23 protein-coding genes and 1 other RNA gene are annotated in these 24862 nt (G+C 62.4%); 7 read left to right on the top strand and 17 right to left on the bottom strand.

Annotated elements, in window-relative coordinates; translation table 11 throughout:
* Positions 1–65: 65 nt before the first annotated feature.
* Positions 66–2192 carry a S46 family peptidase gene (locus PRZ03_RS05580; protein ID WP_273599394.1) on the bottom strand — a complete coding sequence of 709 codons (2127 nt, stop codon included), beginning with the start codon at positions 2190–2192 and terminating at the stop codon, positions 66–68.
* Positions 2193–2425: 233 nt separating this feature from the next.
* On the opposite strand from PRZ03_RS05580, the gene PRZ03_RS05575 reads away from it, so the two are divergent.
* The gene (locus tag PRZ03_RS05575; protein WP_263533338.1) at positions 2426–2689 is read left to right on the top strand and encodes a hypothetical protein; all 264 of its coding nucleotides are present in this window, start codon (positions 2426–2428) and stop codon (positions 2687–2689) included.
* 59 nt (positions 2690–2748) lie between these two features.
* On the opposite strand, the gene PRZ03_RS05570 is transcribed toward PRZ03_RS05575, so the two are convergent.
* The 6 genes from PRZ03_RS05570 to PRZ03_RS05545 form a co-directional block, all read right to left on the bottom strand.
* Entirely contained in the window at positions 2749–3120 is a 372-nt protein-coding gene (locus tag PRZ03_RS05570) for a hypothetical protein (RefSeq protein ID WP_273599393.1), read from the bottom strand.
* Between the two features lie 215 nt (positions 3121–3335).
* On the bottom strand, positions 3336–3905 hold the full coding sequence (gene dcd, locus PRZ03_RS05565; RefSeq protein ID WP_263533340.1) for a dCTP deaminase: 570 nt from the start codon (positions 3903–3905) through the stop codon (positions 3336–3338).
* A 57-nt stretch (positions 3906–3962) separates the two neighbouring features.
* Positions 3963–7022, bottom strand: coding sequence for an efflux RND transporter permease subunit (locus PRZ03_RS05560; RefSeq protein ID WP_273599392.1), 3060 nt, complete (start codon positions 7020–7022; stop codon positions 3963–3965).
* Between the two features lie 10 nt (positions 7023–7032).
* A complete protein-coding gene (locus PRZ03_RS05555; RefSeq protein WP_273599391.1) occupies positions 7033–8250 on the bottom strand; it encodes an efflux RND transporter periplasmic adaptor subunit in 1218 nt (405 codons plus the stop codon).
* A gap of 211 nt (positions 8251–8461) precedes the next feature.
* Positions 8462–8965, bottom strand: coding sequence for a ribonuclease HI (rnhA, locus tag PRZ03_RS05550; protein ID WP_273599390.1), 504 nt, complete (start codon positions 8963–8965; stop codon positions 8462–8464).
* A complete protein-coding gene (locus PRZ03_RS05545; protein ID WP_273599389.1) occupies positions 8962–9747 on the bottom strand; it encodes a class I SAM-dependent methyltransferase in 786 nt (261 codons plus the stop codon). The genes rnhA and PRZ03_RS05545 overlap by 4 nt, the downstream gene beginning before the upstream one ends.
* Positions 9748–9785: 38 nt before the next feature.
* On the opposite strand from PRZ03_RS05545, the gene gloB reads away from it, so the two are divergent.
* Together gloB and PRZ03_RS05535 are read left to right on the top strand one after the other, a co-directional pair.
* Positions 9786–10568 carry a hydroxyacylglutathione hydrolase gene (gene gloB / locus PRZ03_RS05540; RefSeq protein ID WP_273599388.1) on the top strand — a complete coding sequence of 261 codons (783 nt, stop codon included), beginning with the start codon at positions 9786–9788 and terminating at the stop codon, positions 10566–10568.
* A complete protein-coding gene (locus tag PRZ03_RS05535; RefSeq protein WP_273599387.1) occupies positions 10547–12220 on the top strand; it encodes a transglycosylase SLT domain-containing protein in 1674 nt (557 codons plus the stop codon). Before gloB ends, PRZ03_RS05535 begins: the two co-directional genes overlap by 22 nt.
* Positions 12221–12262: 42 nt before the next feature.
* On the opposite strand, the gene PRZ03_RS05530 is transcribed toward PRZ03_RS05535, so the two are convergent.
* From PRZ03_RS05530 to dnaX, 4 genes are read right to left on the bottom strand one after another with little or no spacing between them, the layout of a single operon-like run.
* Positions 12263–12658 carry an MAPEG family protein gene (locus tag PRZ03_RS05530; protein ID WP_273599386.1) on the bottom strand — a complete coding sequence of 132 codons (396 nt, stop codon included), beginning with the start codon at positions 12656–12658 and terminating at the stop codon, positions 12263–12265.
* A 38-nt stretch (positions 12659–12696) separates the two neighbouring features.
* Complete coding sequence (recR, locus tag PRZ03_RS05525) at positions 12697–13281, bottom strand: recombination mediator RecR (protein WP_263533348.1); 585 nt, start codon at positions 13279–13281, stop codon at positions 12697–12699.
* Between the two features lie 22 nt (positions 13282–13303).
* Positions 13304–13630, bottom strand: a complete 327-nt coding sequence (locus tag PRZ03_RS05520; RefSeq protein ID WP_273599385.1) for a YbaB/EbfC family nucleoid-associated protein — start codon at positions 13628–13630, stop codon at positions 13304–13306.
* A gap of 29 nt (positions 13631–13659) precedes the next feature.
* On the bottom strand, positions 13660–15783 hold the full coding sequence (gene dnaX / locus PRZ03_RS05515) for a DNA polymerase III subunit gamma/tau (RefSeq protein ID WP_273599384.1): 2124 nt from the start codon (positions 15781–15783) through the stop codon (positions 13660–13662).
* Between the two features lie 120 nt (positions 15784–15903).
* On the opposite strand from dnaX, the gene PRZ03_RS05510 reads away from it, so the two are divergent.
* From PRZ03_RS05510 to PRZ03_RS05495, 4 genes are all read left to right on the top strand, one after another.
* Positions 15904–17031 carry an AIR synthase related protein gene (locus tag PRZ03_RS05510; RefSeq protein WP_273599383.1) on the top strand — a complete coding sequence of 376 codons (1128 nt, stop codon included), beginning with the start codon at positions 15904–15906 and terminating at the stop codon, positions 17029–17031.
* A gap of 56 nt (positions 17032–17087) precedes the next feature.
* Positions 17088–17184, top strand: an RNA gene (gene ffs, locus PRZ03_RS05505) — signal recognition particle sRNA small type.
* A 117-nt stretch (positions 17185–17301) separates the two neighbouring features.
* Complete coding sequence (locus PRZ03_RS05500; protein ID WP_273599382.1) at positions 17302–17961, top strand: class I SAM-dependent methyltransferase; 660 nt, start codon at positions 17302–17304, stop codon at positions 17959–17961.
* Positions 17958–18935: a GlcNAc-transferase family protein gene (locus PRZ03_RS05495; protein ID WP_273599381.1), complete on the top strand. Its 978-nt coding sequence runs from the start codon at positions 17958–17960 to the stop codon at positions 18933–18935. The genes PRZ03_RS05500 and PRZ03_RS05495 overlap by 4 nt, the downstream gene beginning before the upstream one ends.
* Before the next feature lie 42 nt (positions 18936–18977).
* Here the strand turns inward: PRZ03_RS05495 and PRZ03_RS05490 are convergent, their stop codons facing one another.
* From PRZ03_RS05490 to PRZ03_RS05465, 6 genes are read right to left on the bottom strand one after another with little or no spacing between them, the layout of a single operon-like run.
* The gene (locus PRZ03_RS05490; RefSeq protein ID WP_273599380.1) at positions 18978–19646 is read right to left on the bottom strand and encodes a hypothetical protein; all 669 of its coding nucleotides are present in this window, start codon (positions 19644–19646) and stop codon (positions 18978–18980) included.
* 10 nt (positions 19647–19656) lie between these two features.
* Entirely contained in the window at positions 19657–21420 is a 1764-nt protein-coding gene (locus PRZ03_RS05485) for a putative porin (protein WP_273599379.1), read from the bottom strand.
* A 54-nt stretch (positions 21421–21474) separates the two neighbouring features.
* Complete coding sequence (locus tag PRZ03_RS05480) at positions 21475–22191, bottom strand: TonB C-terminal domain-containing protein (RefSeq protein WP_273599378.1); 717 nt, start codon at positions 22189–22191, stop codon at positions 21475–21477.
* A gap of 23 nt (positions 22192–22214) precedes the next feature.
* Complete coding sequence (locus PRZ03_RS05475; protein ID WP_273599377.1) at positions 22215–22616, bottom strand: ExbD/TolR family protein; 402 nt, start codon at positions 22614–22616, stop codon at positions 22215–22217.
* 19 nt (positions 22617–22635) lie between these two features.
* Positions 22636–23049, bottom strand: coding sequence for an ExbD/TolR family protein (locus PRZ03_RS05470; protein ID WP_263557344.1), 414 nt, complete (start codon positions 23047–23049; stop codon positions 22636–22638).
* A 50-nt stretch (positions 23050–23099) separates the two neighbouring features.
* Positions 23100–24815 carry a MotA/TolQ/ExbB proton channel family protein gene (locus PRZ03_RS05465; RefSeq protein WP_273599376.1) on the bottom strand — a complete coding sequence of 572 codons (1716 nt, stop codon included), beginning with the start codon at positions 24813–24815 and terminating at the stop codon, positions 23100–23102.
* Between the last annotated feature and the right edge of the window lie 47 nt (positions 24816–24862).

The raw sequence follows: 24862 nt of genomic DNA, 5'->3' as shown, positions 1-24862 counted from the left end.
TTGCGCACAGTGTCGCCGACATAGGCAGAGCCATGGACATAGACGCCTACGCCAGCACGTGACTTCTACAAGACCTTCATTTCTCGCAACAAGCGCTCGGCCTTGTCCACCACTTTCATCTGCCACAGCATATAGCGCGCATCCAGGCAGATGCTGCGCGAGCGCTTGGCATCAAAGTCCCAGCTGTCGATGACGCTGTCCAGCGTGCCGTCAAACAGCAAGCCCACCAACTCGGCCCGGTCGTTCAAGACCGGCGAGCCGGAGTTGCCGCCGGTGGTGTCCAGGGTGGCCAAAAAATTGACCGGTACCGAATCCAGGCTAGCCACCTTGTAGTCATCAAACTGACGCGCTTTGATGGCCGCCAACTGCGGCGCCGGCGCATTGAATTCACCCTCGCCGGTATGCTTGGCAGCAATGCCGCGCAGCGTCGTGAAGGCCTGCCAATCGGCGCCGTCCACCGCGCCCTTGCGCCCTTGAACATGACCGTATGCGACCCGCAGCGTGCTGTTGGCGTCCGGGTACACCGCCTCGCCTTGGCTGGCTTTGTAGGCGATCAAGGCCCGCATGGTGCCGGCATAGGCTTGGCCGATTTGGCCGCTGAGCTCTTTGTCACGGGACTCGCGCGTTTCATCATCGGCATACAAGGCCACCGCCGCCTTGATGAAGCTGTCGTCACTGGCCTTGAACGCCGCCACATCGCGCGTCAACCAGGCCATGCGCTCGGTTTGCTGCTGCAACTGACTGCCGCTGTAAATGGGCAACAAGCGGGCTTTGATGGCCGCCTCAATCATGCCGGGCTGCAGCCCCAAGGCCGCCAGCAGAGGCTGGTTCAGTTGCGCGGCCGGCAAGGCCAAATACTGGGCAAAGAAATGCGCGCTCAGCCCCTGATCCACCGGCTCGTCATAGCGGCGTTGCAGCGTCTCCAAGCTCTGGCTGAAGGCCAGGCTGTCGCGGGCTTGAAAGCCAGGTTTGCGCTGCGCATCAGGCAAGGCTTGCTGCTGCGCGTGTTGGTAGAGGCTGCGCGCTGTGTCCAGCAATTGAGGCGCCACATAATCCAACAAGAGTTCGGCACGGACAATCTCCTGACGCTGTGCCAGCAAGCGTTCAACCTGGGCCAGATCGGCGCCGTACCGCGCTTGGCGGCCTGCATCGGCAGCTACCCAGCGCTTCAAATCAGCAAAGCCTTGCGATTTGCGCGCCAAGATGTCGCTGCGCTCAAAGCTGGCTTGCTGACCCTGCATATTCTTGTGGCCATTGCTGATACCGGCGACCCGGTCAGCCAGTGCAATCTCGGCCTCGCGCCGGCCGGCGGTTGCGGCTTTGATCAGGGCCAGTTGCTCGCCCATCAAGCGGATGTGGCTGGATTGCCACTCAGAGAAGGTGAAGTCCACCTCGGCCGGCAAACGGTGCCTGTTGGTATGTCCGGGGTAGCCGGCCACCATCACAAAATCTCCCTCCTTGAGCGGCTGCCTGGCCAACTTCAGATGATGTTTGGGCTCGAAGGGCTTGTTGTCGGGGCTGAAGTCGGCCGGGCGACCGTCTGGCCCGACGTAAGCGCGATAGAAGCTGTAGTCCCCGGTGTGGCGCGGCCACATCCAGTTGTCGGCATCGCCGCCGAACAGACCCACGCCGAGCGCGGGCGCGTGCACCAAACGGATGTCACGCAACTCCAGCTGCTTGATCAACTGGTATTGCGAGCCGCCATAGAAACTGCTCACTTCGCAGCGGTGCCCAGCATCGGCCTCGCAATCGGCGGTCAAGCGTTTTTGAATCGCCTCGATCGCATCAAAACGCGCCTTGCCTCGCAAGGCTTGAACCTTGCGATCCAGCACTTGCGCGCTGACATCCGTCACCGCCACCGTCACATAGACCCGACTGCCGGGCTCGGCGGGCAACTCCTCGCTCAAACTCGCGGCCAAGAACCCGTCTTTGAGCAAGTCGCGCTGCGCACTGGTGTTGTACTGGATGCTGCCGTAGGCGCAGTGATGGTTGGTCACGATCAGCCCTTGCGGTGACACAAACGAAGCCGTGCAGCCGCCCAGGCTGACGACGGCCCCCATCGGGAACTCGGTCAGCTGCGACAGACGGCTGGGCTCGATCTTCAGACCGGCGGCTCTCAAGCCACTGGCAATCTGCGGCAATTGCTGCGGCATCCACATGCCTTCGGCGGCCTGAGCAGGCATTTGCGCCATGGCGGCGATGGCCGAGATAAGTCCCAAAATCTTAAATTTTTTGATGCGCACGAGAGGCAAGCCTTTTCAAAGAGGCTCGCAGCCTACACCGTGGTTAGCCCCATGCCAAAAGTAAGGCTCCATGGGTTTTCACCGTCGGCACCGCGCTTCGACTGGATATTCCCCCAGCCTTGACCGATTGCCAAGCTGACATGAAACTGACACCTAGTCGCCCGCAAGCACGGAGGTGTGCCATGACCCTGGTTCAGCTGACTCAGATCAAGCGCTGGTTGTTCCTGCATGGCCGCCGACACCCGCTTGAGTTGTGTGCCTGGGACATGGTGCTGACGGCCTGGGTGATCGGCTGGGTGGCTCTGCCGGCGCTGCTGCTGATCCATGAATGGGCCTTGCTGCCCTTATGCCCGGCGGGTTTTTTGCTGCCGGGCTTTTACGCCTCGTGGCGAGTTCGGCTGCATCGCAGCGGGCGCCTGCGTTGCGACTGGCTAACGGCGCTGTGAACCCAGCAACAAAAAGCCCTCTTACGAGGGCTCTTTGATCGCGCAGTACGAAGGCTGACTCAGTGGATCAAGCCTATCCATTCCCCGGCTTGCTGATAATTATTGAACATGCGCATCGCCAATTCACGCAAGCTCGCATTAGCGCTGGCGTGACCCTGGGCCAAGCGCTCGCAGGCATACAGGCGGTCATAGAGCATGCGGGTCGGCTGCAGGGCCAAGCCCTCATGCGCCATCAGCGCGTGAAAGCGTTGCAGATCGCCGCCATCTACCGGCCCAACAATCGGTGAGCCGAATTCAAGCGAGGACTGTGGGCGCAGCGCCGGATCGAACGAATGCCCATTGAAGACGTAATCGGGCGAGGCCTCGCGCAGATCGAAATAGATCGGTGCGCTAAGCGGCAGATCTGGTGTCAGGCGATAGACGTTGCTCATGGTTTCCTCGGCTTGGGGCTTGGATAGCTCCATGATGCCGGCCTGAGCAAAAACTTAAATCCGAAAAAGCCGGCCTTTCACCCGCTGATTCGATTCAAGTTTTCTTCTTGGGACTTACGCAAAATTGTTCCAGCTAGGCATGACGCCAAAGGCAGTACGCCTTGTACGACAAGGCGTCGGAACGACGCTGGGGCGGTTTTGCGTAAGTCCTTCTTTCAAGTTTTAGGCAGCGTCACGCCACGCTGACCCTGGTACTTGCCGCCACGATCCTTGTAGCTGGTCTCGCAGACCTCGTCGCTCTCGAAGAACAGCACTTGCGCACAGCCCTCGCCCGCATAGATCTTGGCCGGCAGCGGCGTGGTGTTGCTGAACTCCAGCGTCACATAGCCTTCCCACTCGGGCTCAAACGGCGTCACGTTGACGATGATGCCGCAGCGCGCATAAGTGCTTTTGCCCAGGCACACCGTCAGCACATTGCGCGGAATGCGGAAATACTCGACCGTGCGGGCCAGGCAAAAACTGTTCGGCGGGATGATGCAGTAGTCGCCCTCCATGTCGACAAAGCTCTTCTCATCGAAGTTCTTCGGGTCGACGATGGAGCTGTAGACATTGGTGAAGACCTTGAACTCGGGCGCGCAGCGGATGTCGTAGCCATAGCTGGAAGTGCCGTAGCTGACGATTTTCTCGCCGGCCGCGTTGGCGCGCACCTGGCCCGGCTCAAACGGCTCGATCATGCCGTGCTGCTCGGCCATACGGCGTATCCACTTATCGCTCTTGATGCTCATCTGTAATTCCCCAGGGTGTATCGCGGCATTTTAGAGGCTGGCCCGAATCAGTTCGAGTCAGTTCGACAAGGCCGGCGTCGTGATCTCTCCCGGCGTGCTCTTGCGCGCAAACAGCGTGTACATGGTCGGCACGACAAAGATGGTCAGCAAGGTGCCAAAGCTCATGCCGCCGACAATCACCCAGCCGATTTGCTGGCGGCTCTCGGCGCCAGCGCCACTGGCCAGCGCCAAAGGCAAGGCACCCAGCACCATCGCACCGGTGGTCATCAAGATGGGTCGCAAACGCAAGGCGGCCGCCTCGACCACGGCAGCGTGGACGCCGCGCCCCTGCTGACGTAACTGATTACTGAACTCGACGATCAAAATGCCATGCTTGGTGATCAAGCCCACCAGCGTGATCAAACCGATCTGCGAATAGACGTTCAAAGTGCCGCCCGACCATTGCAGCGCAGCCAAGGCGCCGACCATGGACAAAGGCACAGACAACATGATCACCAGCGGGTCGACAAAGCTCTCGAACTGCGCCGCCAAGACCAGGAAGATGAACAACAGCGCCAACACAAACACCAGGCCGAGCGCGCCACTGCTGGACTTGAATTCACGCGACACGCCGTTCAACTCGGTCGCGTAGCCGACCGGCATGACCTTGGCGGCCGTCTGATCCATAAAGCTCAGCGCCTCGCCCAAGGAATAGCCGGGCGCCAGATTGGCGGTGAGCGTCACCGAGCGGCGCTGGTTGAAGTGATTCAACTCGCGCGGGCTGACCGCCTCGTTGACCTTGATCAGGCTGGACAAGGGCACCATGGTGTCACCTCGGCCGCGCACAAACAGGCGCTCGATCTGCTCGGGCGTGGCACGCCCCGCTGCCTCGGTCTGCACCAGCACATCGTATTGATCCGCACCGCGCTTGTAACGGGTTACCGCGCGGCTGCCCAACATTGTCTCAACCGTGCGCGCCACCGCTTCCACCGACACACCCAGATCGGCCGCGCGCTCGCGGTCAATTTCCATGAACAGCTCGGGCTTGTTCAAGCGCAAATCATTGTCCGGCTGACTCAGACCCGGGTTCTTGCCCATCTCGGCCATCATAGCCTGCGTGACCTTGGCCAGATTGGCATAGCTGTCACTGGTGACCACGACGAAGTTCACCGGCCTGGCGGTAAAACCCTGACCCAAGCTGGCCGGCGTGGTCGGGAAAGCCTGCACACCGGGCAAATTGCTGACCTGCGGCAGCATCAGCCGTGCAATTTCCTGCGTGCTGCGCTTGCGCTCGGACCAATCAACGGTACGCAAAATCGCCAACCCCGAAGATACGCCGCCGCCGCCCGAGAACAGAAAGGCCCGGTCGAACTCCGGGTACTGCGCCGCGATGCGATCAACCGCGTCCAGATAACGCGCGGTAAAGGCCAGCGTAGAGCCGTCCGGCGCGCTGATCGGCATCACGATCACGCCTCTATCCTCCATCGGTGCCAATTCGGACTTCATGGTGTTGAACAAATACCAGCTGCCCGCGCCCGATGCCAGCATCACCAGCACCACCAACCAGCGTGCCCGCAGCACATAACGCAAGACGCGCGCATAGCTATCCGACACCCACACCAAGACGCGCTCCATGCCGCGGTCAAACCGGCTTGGGTTGGCGTTATGGCGCAGCAATTTGCTGCACATCATCGGTGTCAAGGTCAGCGCCACAAAGCCTGACACGATCACCGCCCCTGCCAGCGTCAAGGCGAATTCCACAAACAAGCGACCAGTACGCCCGGGCGTGAAGGCCAGCGGCGCGAACACTGCGGCCAGCGTCAGCGTCATCGCCAAGACCGCAAAGCCGATTTCCTTGGCACCCTTCAGCGCCGCCTGGAAAGGCTCCAGGCCTTCTTCGATATGGCGAAAAATGTTCTCCAGCACCACGATCGCATCGTCTACCACCAGGCCGATCGCCAGCACCAGCGCCAGCAAGGTCAAGGTGTTGACGGTGAAGCCGGCGGCGGCCATCAACGCGAAGGAGCCGATCAAGCTGATCGGGATCGTCACCAAGGGAATGATGGAGGCGCGCAGCGTGCGCAAGAACACGAACACCACCAATGCCACCAAGACCACCGATTCAACAATGGTGGAGTAGACCGACTTGATCGAGCGGTCAATAAAGACCGAGTTGTCATTCGCCGGCAGCACCTTGATGCTGTCGGGCAGATCGGCCTGCAGCTTGGGCATCATTTCGCGCACCGCAGCAGAGACTTCCAAGGGGTTGGCCGTGGCCTGGCGAATCACGCCCAATGACACCGACAACACGCCGTTCAAGCGCACGCGGGAGCGCTCGCTCGACGCCGCCTCCTCGATCCGAGCCACATCCTTCAGGCGCACGGCGAAGCCACCGGTCTGCTTCAGAATCACCTCAGAGAACTCGGCCACCGTGTTCAGGTCGGTACGCGCCGTCACGCTGAATTCGCGCTGCTCGCTTTCGATCCGACCGGCCGGCACTTCCAGATTCTGGCGCCGCAGTGCGTCTTCGACATCCTGCACGGTGAGCTTGTAGGCGGCCAGGCGGTCGGCGTCGAGCCAGATCCGCATGCCGTATTTGCGGTCACCGCCGGTCTGCACATCGGCCACGCCGGGGATGGTCTGCAAGCGCGGCTTGACGATGCGGTTGACCAGATCGGTGATCTCCAGCGGGCTCAAGGTCTCGCTGGAGAAAGCAATCCAGATGGTCGGCTGCGCATCCGCCTCGACCTTGGCAACGACCGGTTCATCGGCCGCATCGGGCAGGCGCCCGCGCACGCGGGCGACGCGGTCGCGCACATCGGCGGCGGCGTCATCGGGGTTCTTCTCCAGCTTGAAGCGGGCGGTAATCTGGCTCGACTCGGTACGCGAACTCGAGGTCAAGACCTCGATGCCGTCGATGCCGGCGATCGAATCCTCCAGCGGCTTGGTGATCTGGCTTTCGATCACTTCGCTGGAGGCGCCCACCAGCCGAGTGCTGACCGTCACGACCGGCTCGTCGATGCGCGGATACTCGCGCAAGGAGAGGCGCCCGAAGGCCACGATGCCGACCAGGATCAGCAGCAGCGACATCACCGTCGCAAAGACAGGGCGACGGATAGAGATTTCGGAAATTCGCATCGCGGGCCTTTCAGCGGCTGGCCGCGCTGGCAGAGATGCCGGGGGACGAGGAGGCTGGCGCACCGCGCGGGACGCCCTGCTTATCGACGTCGATGATCTTCAAGACCTGACCCTCGCCGCGCATCAGCTTGGCTTGGCCGGCCGTCACCACGCGCTCACCGGCCTTCAAGCCCTCCAAAATTTCCACCTTACCCGGCAAGCGCAGGCCCAGCTTGGCCTCGATGCGCTGGGCAGTCGGCGGCGCAGCGCCGTTTTCCAGCAGCTTGATCACATATTGCTTGCCGCCTTGCGGCACCAAGGCCTCCTCGGGCACCAGCAAGGCGTTTTGATGCACGGCCAACAACACCCGCACACGGGCAAACAAGCCGGAGCGCAGCTCGGGCGTGCCGGCGGGCAACTTGGCCCGCACCAGCAGCGAGCGGCCATTAGCATCAAGCTGCGTATCCAAGGCCGCAATCTGGGCCGTAAAGGACTTGCCTGGCAGCGCGTCCAGCATCACTTCGACCTGTTGTCCCATCTTCAGGCGCGGCACAAAGCGTTCGGGCAGGCGGAAGTCCACCCACATCATGGAGCTGTCTTCGATGCTGACAAGATCACTGCCGTCCTTGACGTAGTCGCCCACATTGACGCTGCGAATACCCATCTCGCCATCAAATGGCGCGCGCACCTGCATGCGCAGCAGTTGCGCCTGGCTCAGCGCCACTTGCGCCTCCGCCACTTGCAAGACCGACTGCGCTTGCTCAACCGCGCTGGCACTGACAAAACCCTGCGCCAGCAACTCGTTATTGCGCTTCAGACTGGAGCGCGCAATGCTGGCCTGCGCCTGTGACTGCTGCAGCTGCGCCGCCTGCAAGCTGTCATCGAGTTGCACCAGCAACTGGCCCTGGCGCACGCGCTGACCATCGGTGAAGCCCAGTTTGACGATGCGCCCACTGACCTCGGGCCTGAGCAGCGCCGACTGGCGCGCCTTCAGGGTGCCGACGGTCTGCGCGTCATCGGGCAGCAAGACCGATTCGACCCTGCCCACCTCGACCGGTATCGGGCCGCTGGCTTCCTTGCCACCGGCTGCGCCCGGGGCCTTCGAGCCCGGTTTTGCATCCGGCTTCGCCTCAGAGGCTTGGGCGGTTTGCGCCTGAGCCGGCCGGTGCTGCCACCAATAAGCGGCGCCACTCAGTCCAACAAGAGCCACAAGGGCCACCACGGTGTGAAATTTTCTGTGAACAGTCATGCGAGTCTCCGGTGCGCACTCTAGCGGCAGTCCACAGGCCTCGCCGAGCAAATGGCATGAAATACGTGTTTGAGGCTGTCAGCGACGACAAGCGTACGCACAACGCACAAATTTCAAATGAACTTGAACTTGAACTTGAACTTGAACCTGAACCTGAACCTGAACTTGAACGCGAGCCTCAAGCAAAGCCAGCGCGGCCGCTCGGCAACCCTCAGCGAGAGACGCCGTTGACGCCTTGGTTGGCCAGCGCGTCGGCACGCTCGTTGCCAGGGTCGCCCGCATGCCCCTTGACCCAGCGCCATTCGACCTGATGCAGCTTGCGCAAGGCGTCCAGTCGCTGCCAGAGGTCGGCGTTCTTGACCGGCTTGTTATCGGCCGTCTTCCAGCCGCGCCGCTGCCAGCCGCCAATCCATTCGGTCATGCCCTTGCGGACATACTCGCTGTCGGTAAACACGGTGATGTCGCAAGTCCGCTTCAGAGAGGCCAAGGCCTCGATCACTGCGGTCAGCTCCATGCGGTTATTGGTCGTGTTGGCCTCGCCGCCGGACATTTCTTTCTCATGCCCGCCGGCACTCAGCCATGCGCCCCAACCGCCGCGGCCCGGATTGCCCTTGCATGCACCGTCGGTGTAGATGACGACCACGGGCCTGGCGATCTTTGCTGCCGGTGCTGCCGAACCGGCCAATGTAGGGGAAGGAGTAACTGCTTGATTCATGGACCTTGTTCTTTATGTTGTTGCTGCACCGCGACCGCCGGTGCAGCGCTGCGCCTAGCGACGCGCTTTCGCTCAAGCCCGATCAAGCGCATACCGTGCACACGCTTGACCGCCTTGATGAAATACACCGCACCCAGCACCGGCCACCAGCGCCCGCCGATAGGCTCGACCCAGGCCCAGCGCTCCAGCCAAGCAGCCGAGCGCAAAGGCGGGCAATAACAGCCGAATTGCGCGGCCTCGACATCAAAACTGAGCAAACGCAACCAGTCGCGCAAGCGCCAGTAACCAATGAAATCACCGTCTTGCGGCAGATAAATCCGAGGACCACCCGGCAGCACTTGGCCCAGATTTTGCCTGAGCCCCCAAAGACTGGCCGGATTGAGCCCCAAAATCACCAAGCGACCTTCCGGCCGCAAGACCCGCTCCACCTCGCGCAGCGTTTGATGCGGGTCATGCGCCAACTCCAGCGTATGCGGCAAGACCACCAGATCCAAGCTGCCGCTCTCGAAGGGCAGGCTGTCAAACTCGCAGTGCAGGGCCACACCGGGGCCGGCCAGGGCGCCGGCCTGGGCCTGCTCAGGGTGCTGGAGCGCAACCCAGCGATGCGGCATGCGGTTGCTGCGCAGCCCCGGCAGTTCAGGCAAACCCAGCTGCAAGGCATGAAAGCCGAACAGATCCACCACGGCCGCGTCCATTTGCGCTTGCTCCCAGGCCAGCAAATAGCGCCCGGGCGGGGTCTGCAGCCATGCGGCCAACTCTATAATTGCGGTTTCACTGGCCATGGACGTGAAATAGTGGGAACAGATCTGGGTTTGACTGCATGAAACTTGAGGCCATCGCTGCCTTTGCGGACAACTACATCTGGATGTTGCACGATGGAGCCGAAGCCCTCGTGGTCGACCCGGGTGACGCGGCCCCGGTACTTGACGCCTTGGCAGCGCGCTCGCTGCGTCTGGCTGGCATTCTAGTGACGCATCATCACGGCGACCATGTTGGCGGTCTGAGTGCCTTGCTGGCGCATCAGCAGGCGCCTGTTTTTGGGCCGGCGCATGAGCAGATGCCTGTTCCCATAACGCCCTGCCAAGACGGTGATAGCTTCCGCCTGCTGGGCCAAGATTTTCGAGTCATCGACGTGCCGGGCCATACCGCCGGCCATATTGCTTTCTATCTGGAAAGCCCCAGTGACGGCGCCGCACCGCTGCTGTTCTGTGGCGACACCCTGTTCTCGGGCGGCTGCGGTCGCTTGTTCGAAGGCACGCCGGCGCAGATGTTTACCTCGCTGCAAAGCCTAGCGGCGCTGCCCAGCGCCAGCCGCGTTTGCTGCACGCATGAGTACACCTTGGCCAATTTGCGCTTTGCGCGCGCGGTCGAACCGGACAACCCCGAACTGGCGGCCTATCAGCAATGGTGCGAACAGCGCCGCAGTGAAGACCTGCCCACCCTGCCCTCCAGCTTGGCTCTGGAGTTGCAGATCAACCCCTTTTTGCGCTGCAGCGAGCCGGCCGTGATGGCGGCGGCTCAAGCGTTTTCAAACCAGACCCGGGTCTCTGACCCGGTCGCAGTGTTCACACAGCTGCGTCAATGGAAGAACGACTACCGATGAAAAAAGTCCAGTTGCCAGCGCTGCTCAAGCGCTTGAGCGCTATCGTCATCGCCGGCTTGCTCAGCGCCTGCGCCAGCAGCCCGCCGCAGCAAGACCTGAGCCCCGGCAGCGATCGCAATGCCTTGCCGCGGGCCTGGAGCCCCACGGCCAGCGCGTCTGCACAGCCTGCTGCATTTGCTGACACCGCCAAGCCAGCGGACAGCGCTCACCCCGTATTGGAAGACAGTCTTCAGCCGGGCGTCGCCATCGATCTGAACGAGGCGCGCGCCTCGGCCGACCTCTGGGTGCGCCTGCGCAGCGGCTTCGCCATGCCTGAGCTTGAAAACGACGGCGTACGCCGTGCCGAAACTTGGTACAGCAGCCGGCCCGATTATGTGCAGCGCATGACCGAGCGCGGCGGCCGCTACCTGTTTCACATCATCGAAGAGGTCGAAAAGCGCGGCATGCCGACCGAGTTGGCGCTGCTGCCCTTTATCGAAAGTGCGTTCAACCCGCAAGCGATGTCGACCGCCAAGGCCTCGGGCATGTGGCAGTTCGTACCGGCCACGGGCCGAGATTTCGCCCTGAAGCAAAACATCTTCCGCGATGACAGGCGCGATGTGCTCGCCTCCACCCGCGCCGCGCTCGACTACCTGACCCGCTTGAACAAGATGTTCGGTGGAGATTGGCAACTCGCTTTGGCGGCCTATAACTGGGGCCAGGGCAATGTGCAAAAGGCCATTGCCCGCAACCAAAAAGCCGGCCTGCCGACCGATTACGACAATCTGAAGATGCCGGACGAAACACGCTACTACCTGCCCAAGCTGCAGGCGGTCAAGAACATCGTGCTGGCGCCGCAAAAATTCGGCCTGAATCTGCCGGCCATGTCCAACCACCCCTACTTCCTCAGCGTGACGCTGGACCGCGATATCGACGTCGATCTGGCCGCGCGCTTGGCCGGCATGACGGTCGAGGAATTCAAGCAGTTCAACCCTCAGATGAACAAGCCAGTGATGCTGGCGGCCGTGACAGGCCAGATGCTGCTGCCTTACGACAACGCCAAGACTTTTGCCGAGGCCTTGGCCGCGCACCGCGGCCCGCTGGCGAGTTGGACCGCCTGGACCGTCACGCAGACGATGAGCCCAGCCGCTGCGGCCAAGCAAGTCGGCATGAGCGAAGCGCAGCTGCGCGAGATCAATAAGATTCCGCCGCGCATGCGGGTCTTGCAGGGCTCGACGCTGCTGGTGCCGCGAGCGGCGCATCGCATCGAAGACGTGTCCGAGCATATGGCCGAGAACGCCTCGATCAACCTGGCCGCCGACACGCCGCCGCTGCGCCGCATCAGCGTCAAGGCCGGCAAGGCCGAAACGGTGGAGAGCTTGGCGAGCCGTTACCGCGTTAGCTCGGTGCAGGTGGCCGAGTGGAACAAGGTCGGGGTCAAGGCCAGCTTCAAGCCGGGCCAGACCGTGGTGATGTACCAAGCCTTCCCGACCAAGCGGCTTGCCATGGCCAAGCCCGGCAATGCAGCGGGCAAGCCCGGCCAAGCGGCCAAGGCGGCACCAGCGGCCAAGACCGGTGGCAAGCCCGGCGCAGCGCGCACGGTGGCAATCAAATCGGGCGGCGGCGCATCACCGACTTCCAGCAGCGCCGCCCGGCAGATGAGCAAACGCTGATTGAGCCGGGCTTGGCGCCGAGGTGGCGCGTTTATTTAGCGCCTACTTGGCGCTGAAAAACAGCGCCACGCTGCAGATCACGCCGACCGCCCAGATGGCCGAGCGCAGGCTGGCCAAGTCGGCCAGATAGGCCGCAATATAGGCCACGCGGGCGGCAATAAAGCCCAGCGCCAGCGCGTCCACCAGGCCTTGTGGCGCGCTCATCTGCTGCGCCACCAAAACACCCGCGATGAACAGCGGCAAGGCCTCAAAACTGTTCGCCTGAGCGGCGTTGGCGCGCGCCTTGCGGCCTGTCAGCTGGGCCGCCCAAGCGCGCGGGTCGTGGTTGTCATAGCCACCCTCACGACGCGGCCGCCCGAAGCTGCCCGACTTGGCCAGACCGGCGCAAACAATCGGCAAGGCGCAGGCCAGCAAGATGCAATAGTTGGCAATCGTCATGAAAATCCTCTAAGTGGGTGAGGCAGGCGGCCAGCGCGTCAGCGCCGGTCGACCAAGGCATGGGCAATCGTGCCCAAATCAACATACTCCAATTCGCTGCCGACCGGCACGCCACGCGCCAAGCGGGTGGCACGGATGCCGCGCGAGCGCAGCGCTTCGCCCAAGACATGGGCCGTTGCCTCGCCCTCGGCCGTAAAGCTGCAAGCGAGGATCACTTCCGCCACCCCGGTTTCGGCCGCACGCAAGAGCAACTCCGCCGCCCCGATTTGCGCCGTGCCTACGCCGTCCAAGGGGCTGACCCGCCCCAGCAGCACAAAGTAGTAACCCCGGTAAGAGTTGGTGCGCTCAAGGGCCGCCTGATCGGCTGGCGATTCCACCACGCAAAGCAGCGCCGGGTCGCGGCTGACGTCGGCACAGATGCTGCAAATCTCGGTTTCGCTGAAGGTATGGCAGCGCCGGCAATGGCCGATTTGCTCGGCCGCTGCGCGCAGCGCCAGGGACAGGCGCGCGGCACCGTCCCGGTCATGCTGCAAGAGGTGATAAGCCATGCGCTGAGCAGATTTCTGGCCCACGCCGGGCAGGCGCTTGAGCGCCTCGATCAGGGTTTCGAGTGCAGTCACCAATCAGCGCATCATCAAATGAAGTTCAAAACGGGAACTTCATGCCGGGCGGCATCGGCATGCCGGCCGTCAGCTTGCCCATTTTCTGCGCGCTGACTTCTTCGGCGCGGCGCACCGCATCATTGAAGGCCGCGGCGACCAGATCTTCCAACATGTCTTTGTCGTCCGCCAGCAAGCTGGGGTCGATGGTGACGCGTTTAACGTCGTTTTTACAGGTCATCACGACCTTAACCAAGCCCGCGCCCGACTGACCCTCGACCTCGACCAGCGCCAGTTCGTCCTGCGCTTTCTTCATATTGTCTTGCATCGCCTGAGCTTGTTTCATCAGACCTGCGAGTTGACCCTTCATCATCTTCGTACTCCTCTTTTTTCCAAAAAAATTCAATGCGACCGGATCGAGCCCGGCACGATGCGCGCTGTTTTGAACTGGGCCAGCAACTGCTGAGCCAATGGGTCTTGAACCACGATCTGCTCGACCGCCCGCTGACGCGCTTGCACTTGCGCGGCATCACGCAGCGCGGGCGAATCATGCGCCACGCCGGCCTCCAATTCAATCAGCACCGGGCGCTGCAAAAATGCCGCCAGCGCCGCCTGCAACTTGTCCTTGAGCGCCGGTTGGCGCAGGGATTCGCGCTCCACCCGCAAGCGCCATAGCAAGGTTTCGCCCTGCTCTTCCACAGCGACGCACTCCGACCTGACGGCCAATTCACGCGTCAAGGCCAACAAGCCCATGGGGCGAATTTGTTCGGCCCAGCGCTCGCCAAGCGGTGTTGGGTGCAGCGCCACATCGGCACCGGCAGTGGAGGCATAAGCCTGGCCCTGCAACGACGGCTCACCATCTCCATCGTCTGCCGCTTCATAAAACGATTCTTCTGCGCCGCCGCCTTCATCGTCGGCAGGTGGGGCATCCATCCAGGGTGGCATTTCGTCGCTCGCCTCGGGCGACGCAACAGCAGCGGGAGCGGGCTTGGCCTCGACGGCCCGGGGGCGCAGACGCGCACTGTGGCCGCCGGCCGCAGGTTCACGCTCCAGCAGGGCCGGCTTGACCGCAGGTGCAGTAAAGGGGGCCGTAAAAGGGGCAGCCGCAGGGGCTGCCGCCGAGGCCACCACAGGCGCGACGACAGGTACCACATGCAAGCTCAGCGCTGCAGACTCAGCCGCCTGGCCGACCTCGGCTACAGCATCATCAGGCAACTTTGGGCTGGGCAATGGCGTCGCTACGGGCGGCTGTTCAACGGCCACTTTCGGCGCAAGGACGGGTGAATCGGCGGGGGCAAGGGAGGCTTGAGGAGGTAGCGGCGCCCGCACCGTAGCTTGCGCCGCTTGCGGCCGCAGCAAAGGCGCGCTGGAGGGAGCCGCCTGCGGCTTGGGCTTGCTGGGCTTGCTGGGCTGTGCGCCGCTGGTGCCTACAGGCCGAAAGCTCAGCATGCGCAACAAGACCATCAAAAGCCCAGCGTACTCGTCCGGTGCCAGGGCCAGCTCTTGGCGGCCGTGCAGCGCCATGCTGTACATCAGCTGTATCTCATCGGCCGGCAGCAGCGCGGCCAAACGCTCGGCTTCAGCGGTATCCGGGTCTTGCTCATCCAAGGCGCCCGGCGCGGCTTGCGCCACTGCCATTTGCTGCAGCAAGCCGGCCAAATCCTCCAGTGTGCCAGCGGCCGAAAGCCCCAAACTGCGCAAACCATCGGCCTGTGCCACCACATCGGCACCATTGGCCGCGATCAGAGCATCCAGGATCGCGATCACATGGCCGCGGTCCACGCTGCCCAGCATCTGCCGCACACCCTCTTCGACCAGACTGCCCGCACCGAAGGCAATGGCCTGGTCGGCCAAGGACAGCGCGTCGCGCATCGAACCACGTGCCGAGCGGCTCAAAAGCCGCAAGGCGCCGGCGTCGGCCGGCACGTTTTCGGCCTGCAAGACTTGGCGCAGATGGCTCAGCACGGTTTGCGGTGCCATCGGACGCAAGTTGAACTGCAAACAACGAGACAAAACGGTGACCGGCACTTTTTGCGGGTCGGTGGTGGCCAGCACAAACTTCAAATAGTCAGGCGGCTCCTCCAGCGTCTTCAACATCGCGTTAAAGGCGGTATTCGAGAGCATATGGACTTCGTCGATCATATAGACCTTGAAGCGACCCATCACCGGCTTGTAAACCGACTGATCCAGCAACTGCGAAATCTCCTCGACACCCCGGTTCGAGGCCGCATCGAGTTCGATGTAGTCGACGAAGCGGCCCGCATCGATATCGCGGCAGGCATCGCAAACGCCGCATGGGGTGGCCGTGATGCCGCCTTGCCCATCGGCACCGGTGCAGTTCAGGCTCTTGGCCAGGATGCGCGAGACCGTGGTCTTGCCGACACCGCGTGTGCCGGTGAACAAATAAGCATGGTGCAGACGCTGCTGCGTCAAGGCATTGGCCAAGGCCTGCACCACATGCTCCTGACCCACCAGCTCTTCAAAACTGTGGGGGCGATATTTGCGGGCGAGGACCTGGTAGCTCATGGGCGTGGATTCTACGGGCCTCTCAACAAGTCCCCGGGCGAGCTGGGTCTAGCGACCCAGCGGAAACAATCAGCAGCAGGCGCGCCGCGACACGCACAGAGTGACCGATAATCCCGCCCCATGAGCACGCACGAAGCCCCCTCCTCCGCCGACACCCTCAGCTACAGCCAAGCCGGTGTCAACTACGACTTGATCGATCCTTTGAAGATCAGCGCCCAGCGCGCAGCCGCCGCCACCGGCGCTCACCTCGGGGCGCACGGCTTCACCGAAGTGCTGGCCTCGCGCGGCGAATCGGCCTATGTGGTCGACGTTGGCCCGTTCTACATCGCCTCCATCGTCGAATGCCTGGGCACCAAGACCCTGGTCGCAGACGAAATGCGCGAGCTGACCGGCAAAAGCTATTACGACAGCATCGCGCAGGACACCATTGCGATGGCCGTCAACGACCTGATCACCGTCGGCGCCACGCCGCTGGTCGTACAAGCCTACTGGGCCGCCGGCGGCTCGGACTGGTTCGGCGACAAGCAACGCGCACAAAGCCTGGTCGAAGGCTGGAAACGCGCCTGCGACACCTGCCAGGTCGCCTGGGGCGGTGGTGAGACCCCGGCCCTGGCCGGCATCGTCGAAGCCGGTCGTATCGACCTCGCCGCATCTTGCACCGGCTTGATCAACCCGAAAGAACGTCTGTCGGTGGGCGACAAGCTCGGCGCCGGTGACGTCATCGTCTTGCTGGCCTCCAGCGGCATCCATGCCAATGGCCTGAGCCTGGCGCGCAAATTGGTCGAGCGCCTGCCGCAAGGCTATCTGACCGAGATTGCCCCCGGCCTGACTTATGGCGACGCGCTGCTCGCGCCCACCACGCTGTACTCGCCGGTCACCGAGGCGCTGTTCAAGGCCGGCATCCTGCCGCGTTACTGCGCCAATATCACCGGCCACGGCTGGCGCAAGCTGCTGCGCCATCAGGCTCAGTTCACATACCGTATTCACAGCGTACCGCCCGTCACGCCGGTGCTGCGCTTCATGCAGGAGCAAGCCAAGCAAGACGACCGCGAGGCCTATTCCACGCTAAATATGGGTGCGGGCTTTGCGATCTTTGTGAAGGCCGAAGATGCGGCCCGCACGGTCGAGGTCGCCAAGGCCTGCGGCATCGACGCCATCATTGCCGGCCAGCTGGAAGAAGGCCCGAAACAGTTGCTGATCGAACCGCTGAACATACGCTTTAGCGACGACGATTTGCAGCTGCGCTGAGCGGATTTCCAACAGCCCGGCGCAAGCCAGCCGGGCCATCGTTTACAATCCGCCTTGACGGGCCTCCTCGCATGGAAGCGCGGCCAACCGGGTCAGGTCGGGAACGAAGCAGCCCCAACCGTTGTGACCAGTGCCGGGGTAAGGCTCGTCAACCACCCCTTCAGATTCAACACATTAAACCTGCCCTCGGCAGGTTTTTTGCTTTGGGGCTGGCGACTTTTCCAGATCGACCGTCAAACCGCCGTCATATCTTTTGCCGACAATGGCGCGATGCCCGGATCCTTTGTCGTCTTCGATTCCCTGGTGGAAAAACTCATTGCGGCGATTGCACCGCAAACTGCGCTCGACATCGGCTGCGGCGCAGGCAAATATGGCCAATTGCTGAGCCGCTTGGCACCCGACTGCAAACGCAGCGCCATCGAGGCGGAAAGCAGCTATATCGAGCGTTTTGGCCTGCGCGAGCTTTATCACGAGCTCCACGTCGGCACAGCCGCCGACTGGCAGCACCAGGCGCTGGACCGCCAATATGACCTGACGATCCTGGGCGACTGCATCGAACATATGCCCAAGAGCGCGGGCCTTGATTTACTCAACTTCCTTGCCTATCGCAGCGCCTATACGCTGGTCATCTCGCCCGAGTTCGTGCTGCAAGGCATTGTCGACGGCGTGATCTCCGAGGCCCATGTGTCGGTCTGGAGCGAGCGCGATCTGGGCTGGCATGACCTGTGGGCCTGGGACAACTGCCGCTCGGTGTCGATCTTTCTCTTGCGCGGCTATTTGCCTGCACCCGTGAGTCTGAAACAACTGGTGGAGCAAATCAACGCAGGCGCCGTGCCGATTCACGAATTCCACGATCCGCAAACGCTGGTTCGCCCTGCACGCCTGCGCCTGGTCAATCACTGGCGCGAAACCGTCTACCGGCCGGCGTGAGCAATCCATCGGCCGGCGCCTTGCTAGAGGACAGCATCTTCATCAGCATCGCGTCTTTTTGCGATCCGCTCCTGGAGTTCACCATTCGCAGCGCCTTGAGCCAGGCCAGCCGACCGGAGCGGGTCTTCATCGGCGTGGTCGATCAACAAATGCCCACACTGCGCCTGCAGATTCCTGAGCCTTACGCGCAGCAGCTGCGCATGGTGCACCTGAACCCGCTCGAAGCCCGCGGCCCTTGCTGGGCGCGTGCGATCGCGATGTCGCTCTACCAAGGCGAGCGTTGGTTCCTGCAGGTCGATTCCCACACCTGGTTCGAGCCCGGCTGGGACGAGCGCCTTGTGCGCTGGGGCCATGCCTGCCAAGTGCTGAACCCGCGCTGCCTGATCACCGCCTACCCCAACCCCTTTCAGATGCAGGACGGCCAACCGGTCGCGCAACTGGTGTCCAAGCAAGTACTGGCCCATGTGGTCAAGACCGACTGTGCATTCACGGCCGAGCACCCGGTGCTTTACTTCGAAGCGGTACCGGTGGCCAGCGATCAACCGGTGCTGGGCCTGCACATCGCGGCCGGCTGCTTGTTTGCGCCGGGCGAGTTGGTGAACGCCCTGCCCTACGATCCTTTTCTGTACTTTCACGGTGAGGAGCAAGCCTTCGCGCTGCGCGCCTGGACACGCGGCTGGGACATCTTCCACGTACCCGCCGTGCCGCTCTATCACCACTATGTCGGCCCCGGCGGTTCGGGCCGGCCCATGCATTGGTCGCCCGAATTGGACGCGCAGCGCCAGCAGCGCTCAGGCGTGCTCAGCGAAGCCGCCAACCGCCGTCTGGCTCATTTGTTGTGGCATGGCGCAGATTTAGGGCAGTACGGCTTGGGGCAAGAGCGCAGCCTAGCCGACTACGCCGCCTTCAGCGGCATCGACTACGCGGCCCGAAGCATTGCACCGCTGAGTTACAAGGCACGCTTCGGCTACTGAGCAAGAAACCGAGGCCAGTATTTGGGCTTTAGAGCCTGCTCTTCATTTTGAGCTCGACTGCGCCGTGGTGATCACCCGCTGCGCATCCATCTGCCCTCGCAAGTCCTCCGCCACGTTCTCCAGGCGGATGTCATTGAAGCCGAACAGGGGATCATTGATGCCGGTGATCTCCGAGGGCGTGCGGCTCAGATAGCGTTTGATCGCTTCTTCACCCACCGCAAACAGCTTACGGTTCTTGGCCTCGGCGTCTTGCAAGGCCTGCGTGCTGCGCTCCAGCAGACGCGCGGTCACTTGCACCGCCTGCTGGCGCTCTGCGCTTTCGCGGCGGGCCGCCAACAACTGCTGCTGCAACTCCTTCTCCCTCGTCCCGGCCGCAGCCTCCAAGGCTGATTTCGCAGCCTCGCTGGCTTGCAGATCGGCCTGCAGCTTTTGCAGTTGCTGCTCCAAGCCTTTGAGCTTGCTCGCCTGGCCGGAGGCTTGGGCGCGCGCTTTGCCGGCTTCTTGTTCGGCCGACAATTTTTCCTGCTCTAGCTTGGCCTTCTCAGCCGTCAAGCTGGACTGCTGTTCTTGCGCCGCCTTCAGCGCAGACTGCGTGCGGCGCAGCGCTTCACGTTCCTTGGAAACCTTGGCGTCCTGGGCTTGCGCAGGCAAGGCCGCACACAGACCCGCACAGCAAGACAGCAAGAAGAGCTTCTTCAAATATGGCTTCATCCTCAACCCCTTAGAAGCGCGCGTTCAGATCGAGCTGAATCACATCGATGCGCAGCGGCGCGCTGCTGAGGTTGCCGCTGACAGAAGTCGGGTCGCCCGGCACCGCCAGGAAACGCACGTTATCGTCCAGATTGCGGGTGCTGGTCCAGCGCCCGCTTAACCAGAAGTTGCGGTCAAAGGCGTAGTTAGCACCCATGGACCAGCCCTTGTAGTTGGTGCCGCCCAGATGCCAGGTGGTGTCCGTGAAGGCGTCAACCCAGGCATCACGCTCCATATAGCGGTAGGTGATGAAACTCTGCCAATCGCCGCGCTTGGCCAGTTTTGCGCTGCCCGCCTGCGCGCGCGCTTGCACGGCGGTGGTCTTAGCGGCCAAGTCGCTCAGCGCCATGCCGGCGCGTTGACGCACGTCGTTCAAATCAAAGCCGGTGTTCTCGACCCAGTCCAGGTTGAAGTTCAACATCACCGGCGCGAGCGCCGCCACACTCAATCCTGCAGTCAAATTGACTGGCCTGAATTTGGAGGCCAGCCCCCAGGTCGGCGCGGCCACGCTGGTCGGGTCATTGATATTGATCAGCGTATTGCCCTTTTGGCGCCAGCCGGCCGGATATTGGCTGGCAAAGTAGTTCACAGTGCCGGCACGCGGGCCGCTCGGCGGCGGATCGGTCTCCCGCACGCCCTCAATGTGTTTGAAATCATAGATGGCCAAGCCGAGCTTGAGCTGCGTGCCCTTGGCCAGCGTGAACTCGCCGCCGATCTGCGCGCCCATCAGCCATTTGTCGCGGCTGCTGAGATTCAGCTCCTCCAGCGCGAACAGACCTGCATTGGCAAAGAAGCCCTGCTGCGGTGAAACATAATGCTTCATATTGGCGGCAATGCCGTCAAAGTTCAGGTCATCCGACCAGGTCAGGTCGCTGCTGTAAAAGGGGTTGGGCATGCGGCCAAAGTCGGCACTCAAACCCTGGAAGCCGACCGGAGGCTGCCAGTGCAACCAGGCGCGGTCCAAGGTCAAGCTGTAGCGATTGAAGCCTCCGCCATTGCCTCCCAAGGTTTGACTGGTCGACGTTGGCCCGGTCAGGCCGCCGGTCGACAAGCGCATGCCGGCTTGCACTTGGTCCGACAAGAGCGCATCCACGTCCAGGCGCGCTCGAAGCGTCAAGCGCTCACGATTGGTGTTGGTGTTGCTGAGGTCGGGCGCCCAGGCGGGCGAGCTGGTCTGAGCGCGGTAGATTGCAGCCGGCACGTTGCCGTCGTCAAACATATCGCCCTGCGCACGCACGCGCATATCGCCGCCAATGCGGATGCGGCCCAACCAATCGGGCATGGCGCCCGGCTCACCCCAGCGCTCGCTCTTGGCCTGCGCCAGCACCTCGGTCTTGATCTCGTCGCGCATTTGCTGGCGTGCGGTCTCCGGCACATAGGGCACGCGCACGACCTTGGAAGCCGTGCCTGCGCCGGCGGCAGCACCAGCGGCAGCACCAGCAGCCAGGGGCGTGCCCCACTGGGGTGCCGCGCTTTGTTGCTGCTGCTGTTGGGCTTGCTTGACGATCGCGTCGGCGCGTTCGCGGGTGATCAAGCCCTGGCCAACCAGGGCTTCGATCAGCGCTTGGGTGGTGGCGCGCAAAGCGGCCAGCTCTTGCTTCTCGTCGGCGCTAATGATGCTTTGGGCTTGGGCGGGCAAGGCGCAGCCCAAGGCGGCGGCAATGGCCAGCGCTGAAAGGCTGAGAGCGCTAGAGCTTGATGGCGGGCACGTCGTGCCCTGCTTGGCTTTGGTCATGATGGGGAACAAATAGGGGAAAGGAAATTTCGGTCGATAGCTGGTCTTCAAGCGTCAAGCTTGCGGACGCACGCTGAGTCGAAAGCGCATTGGCTGGGTCAGCGCCGGCGGCGGGGGCAACTTGAACTGGCGGCTGGTTTCATCCAGCGCCAGGCGCATCGCCGTGTCATTGCCGTTGTCACCGCTGGGTGTCAATTCATAACGCTGAATGCTGCCGTCACGCTCCAACCAGATGGCGAACGTGGCGGTCAGTTGTGCGGCGTCGCTTTTGAGCCGGCGCTCGAGTTCATCGCGCAGCAGTTGCTTGGCGCTGTTGGCGTAAAAGCGCTCCTGCGCACGGTCGGCGGGGGTGGCGCCGCCGCCAGCCGGGCCGCTGGCCGGCGTGCCGCCGCTGTAGTCTTTGCCGACCGAGCCGGCCGCAAAAGCGCTCGGCCCATCACCCGCAGCGCCTTCCATCTTCAGCGGCTCATTGGCCGGTTTGGGCGCCTCGGCCTGCTTGATCTGCTCGTCACGCATCACCTGCTTGGGCTCGTCCTTGGGCGGCTCGGGCTTCTTCAGCTCGGGCTTAGGCGGCGGAGGCGGGGGCGGCGGGCTGTCGGGCAAGATGCTGATCTTGGCGACCTTTTGTTTGGGCGCTTCATTGCTCTTGAGCCCCTTGACGGCCCATATGCCGGCACCCACTACAGCCAAAAATGCCAAGGCCACGCCCAGCCTGATCAGCCATTTGCGGCCGGGCGCGTCATCCAGATGATCTTCTGCCAATCCACTCATGATTCAATCCTTCGGCTGCCGGCTCAGGTGCCGATACGGGCCGTCACCAAGCCCATATTGACTTGAAGCTTGTTGCACAGGTCGATCACCGCGACCACGCTGGCGTACTGGGTGCGCGCGTCGCCCTTGATGGCCACTGACATTTGCGGGTCGCGGCTCTTGGCCTGAGAGAGCTGTGCCTCCAGTTCGGCCAGCGTGACGCCGACACCGTTGATCAAGACGCCGCCGCCCTCCATCACCTGGACGATCTTCAGATCATGTTTTTCGGTACTGGGCTTGTTGCTGGGCTTGGGCATGGTGATTGACATGCCCTGCACCGAGGCGGTGGTCATCAAGATGAACACCACCAAGAGCACATAGGCCAGATCCAACATCGGCGTGACGTTGATCGTGTCTATCGGCTTGACTTCATTTTGTACTTGCATGGCTTGTGCCTGATTCTTTTTACTCGGGGGCGGCGCGCTTGGTGACCAAGCCGATCTCGGTGATATCCAGCTTCTTGGCCACTTCCAAAACCTGCATCACCTTGTCGTACTGCGCCGCCGCGTCAGCCTTCAAGACCACCGGCAAAGCCGGATTGCCTGCTTTGTACTGCGCCAATGTGTCACGCAACTGATCCATGTCGACCGGATAGGCATCTAAATACACGGCACCGTCGGCGGTGATGGTGATCGCACGCGTTTGCGGCTTGGCGAGATTGCTGGTCGCATGGGTCGTCGGCGACTTGACCTTGACGCCTTGCACCGAGGCGGTGGTCAAAATAATGAACACCACCAGCAAGACATAGGCGAGGTCCAGCATCGGCGTGACGTTGATGTCGTCATAGGGTTGGTTGTCACTTTTGACGTCGGCCGACATAGCTGTTGCTCCGGATCAGGGCGAGGATGAATTCGGGGACGCGATGAAGTTCAGGGCGCACCGTGCAGCTCAGCCACACGGGTGATGAACTCGTCGATAAAGATTTGCATGTCCGAGGACACGTTCTTGATCTGCGCGGCCAGGTAGTTGTAGGCAAACAGCGCCGGAATCGCGACCGCCAGACCCGCCACCGTGGCCAGCAAGGCCGATGCAATGCCTGGAGCGATGGCATTGACGTTCACGTCGCCGGCGGCCGCGATCGCAGCGAAGGTGATCATCACGCCGACCACCGTACCCAGCAGCCCCAGGAAGGGGCCGCCGGCAATCGCGATCGTCAGCAGCACCATGTTCGAGTTCAGATGGGCGTTCTCGCGCACAAAGTCGGCGTCCACCGAGGCTTTGACTGCATTCATCGCAGGGCCGCTCAAGACCGGACCACCAGCCTGGCCCACCTTGCGTTTTTCCAGTTGGACGATGCCGGCTTCATAGAGGCGGAACAAGGGCGAGTGCTTGTGCTTGCGCGTCGCAGCCAGCGTCAACAAGTCCTTGTCGGCATCGCGAAAGCGCTTCAAGAAGCTCAGGTTGTCTTTGGCTGCACGGCTGACCAAGATCGCTTTGCTGACGGTCACCCAGAAGGCGATCACAAACATAATGCCCAAAATGATGATGACCACCCAGGCATCAACAGTCAGGTTCTTGACCAGAATAGCGAAATGGCCGGCATGTTCTTCGCCGTCGCCACTCTCGGCTGTTTCGCGCTGTGACGCCACCAAGCGGCTCTCCGCACCTTGCGCGCCGGCCGACACCGCCAGCCACTCGGCGCTGCGCAAATTGCTGGAGACTTGCAACTCATCCAGCAAGCCCACGGCACCCTCGCCGACTTTCAAGCTGCTACCCAAGGTCGGCGTGGCCATATCGCCCTGCGCCACCTGAACGCCGCCAACAAACAAGGTCGCCTTGCCCAGCCCCAAGCGCAGGGCCAGATGGGTCCATTTGGCGGCCGCAACCTCACCACCTGACAGCTCTGTCTTGCCCGCATTGGCGATCAATTTGCCGCCCTTGACACGCAAATTCAGCCCACCCCAGTTCAAGACGCCGGCATTCGCCACATCATCGAGCTTGACCCACAGGCTGACCGTCAACTGATTGCCGCCGTCGACAATCGTTTTGTCACTCAAGGGATAAACGATGGGCGCACCACTGAGCTTGGCACTCGCCGCCAGCAAGCCGTTGGGCTCAATCGTTAGGATGGACTCCGGCTTGACGCCACCTTGATGGTCAGCTCCGGCCGGGGCCTTGTCGCTGTAATGAAAGGCCGCCACGGTGGCCGCATCAAAGCCCGCCGCCGCGACCGAGTCGCCGGGCTCGGCGGTGGCCTTGGCATTTCCGGCATAGACATAGAACTGATTCTTGTCGCTGCCCGGCAGCACATTGGGCATCTGCACCCACAAGACAGCCAGTTCGTTGACACCGTCAAAACGCTCGATGCTGAACTTCAGTGGCGTTTTGTCGTCGGCCGCGATCACGCGCAGATCGGAGCCATCTTCCTTGGCGGAAGTGAAATCAAAATTGCCTGAATGCAGACGCACAGCCACCGCCACATTGCTGGCGGCCTCCTTGGTCTCGGTGCCCTGCGCCGAGGTGTTCAAGGTGATGCGGGTGCGGCCGCTCCAGTCAGCGTTCCACCAGGCATGGGCGGCGCCCGGCATGGCAGAGGCGATCAGAGCGAGGGCCAAGAGGCCGGTACGAAAACTTGCTTTGCGCATTTTGATGATCCAGAAGAATTTGACTGAAGGCATGAATGTGTGAATCT

Origin of the sequence: Roseateles albus, from assembly GCF_028595345.1 — a bacterium.
GTDB classification, from domain to species: Bacteria; Pseudomonadota; Gammaproteobacteria; order Burkholderiales; family Burkholderiaceae_C; genus Paucibacter_A; species Paucibacter_A albus.
This window is presented reverse-complemented; position numbering and strand designations above follow the sequence as displayed.

What these genes read in the sequence shown, in the direction of transcription:
- PRZ03_RS05580 (WP_273599394.1), bottom strand. Translation starts at nt 2,192, where the DNA reads ATGGCGCAAATGCCTGCTCAGGCCGCCGAAGGCATGTGGATGCCGCAG.
- PRZ03_RS05575 (WP_263533338.1), top strand. Translation starts at nt 2,426, where the DNA reads ATGACCCTGGTTCAGCTGACTCAGATCAAGCGCTGGTTGTTCCTGCAT.
- PRZ03_RS05570 (WP_273599393.1), bottom strand. Translation starts at nt 3,120, where the DNA reads ATGAGCAACGTCTATCGCCTGACACCAGATCTGCCGCTTAGCGCACCG.
- dcd (WP_263533340.1), bottom strand. Translation starts at nt 3,905, where the DNA reads ATGAGCATCAAGAGCGATAAGTGGATACGCCGTATGGCCGAGCAGCAC.
- PRZ03_RS05560 (WP_273599392.1), bottom strand. Translation starts at nt 7,022, where the DNA reads ATGCGAATTTCCGAAATCTCTATCCGTCGCCCTGTCTTTGCGACGGTG.
- PRZ03_RS05555 (WP_273599391.1), bottom strand. Translation starts at nt 8,250, where the DNA reads ATGACTGTTCACAGAAAATTTCACACCGTGGTGGCCCTTGTGGCTCTT.
- rnhA (WP_273599390.1), bottom strand. Translation starts at nt 8,965, where the DNA reads ATGAATCAAGCAGTTACTCCTTCCCCTACATTGGCCGGTTCGGCAGCA.
- PRZ03_RS05545 (WP_273599389.1), bottom strand. Translation starts at nt 9,747, where the DNA reads ATGGCCAGTGAAACCGCAATTATAGAGTTGGCCGCATGGCTGCAGACC.
- gloB (WP_273599388.1), top strand. Translation starts at nt 9,786, where the DNA reads ATGAAACTTGAGGCCATCGCTGCCTTTGCGGACAACTACATCTGGATG.
- PRZ03_RS05535 (WP_273599387.1), top strand. Translation starts at nt 10,547, where the DNA reads ATGGAAGAACGACTACCGATGAAAAAAGTCCAGTTGCCAGCGCTGCTC.
- PRZ03_RS05530 (WP_273599386.1), bottom strand. Translation starts at nt 12,658, where the DNA reads ATGACGATTGCCAACTATTGCATCTTGCTGGCCTGCGCCTTGCCGATT.
- PRZ03_RS05520 (WP_273599385.1), bottom strand. Translation starts at nt 13,630, where the DNA reads ATGATGAAGGGTCAACTCGCAGGTCTGATGAAACAAGCTCAGGCGATG.
- dnaX (WP_273599384.1), bottom strand. Translation starts at nt 15,783, where the DNA reads ATGAGCTACCAGGTCCTCGCCCGCAAATATCGCCCCCACAGTTTTGAA.
- PRZ03_RS05510 (WP_273599383.1), top strand. Translation starts at nt 15,904, where the DNA reads ATGAGCACGCACGAAGCCCCCTCCTCCGCCGACACCCTCAGCTACAGC.
- PRZ03_RS05500 (WP_273599382.1), top strand. Translation starts at nt 17,302, where the DNA reads ATGCCCGGATCCTTTGTCGTCTTCGATTCCCTGGTGGAAAAACTCATT.
- PRZ03_RS05490 (WP_273599380.1), bottom strand. Translation starts at nt 19,646, where the DNA reads ATGAAGCCATATTTGAAGAAGCTCTTCTTGCTGTCTTGCTGTGCGGGT.
- PRZ03_RS05485 (WP_273599379.1), bottom strand. Translation starts at nt 21,420, where the DNA reads ATGACCAAAGCCAAGCAGGGCACGACGTGCCCGCCATCAAGCTCTAGC.
- PRZ03_RS05480 (WP_273599378.1), bottom strand. Translation starts at nt 22,191, where the DNA reads ATGAGTGGATTGGCAGAAGATCATCTGGATGACGCGCCCGGCCGCAAA.
- PRZ03_RS05475 (WP_273599377.1), bottom strand. Translation starts at nt 22,616, where the DNA reads ATGCAAGTACAAAATGAAGTCAAGCCGATAGACACGATCAACGTCACG.
- PRZ03_RS05470 (WP_263557344.1), bottom strand. Translation starts at nt 23,049, where the DNA reads ATGTCGGCCGACGTCAAAAGTGACAACCAACCCTATGACGACATCAAC.
- PRZ03_RS05465 (WP_273599376.1), bottom strand. Translation starts at nt 24,815, where the DNA reads ATGCGCAAAGCAAGTTTTCGTACCGGCCTCTTGGCCCTCGCTCTGATC.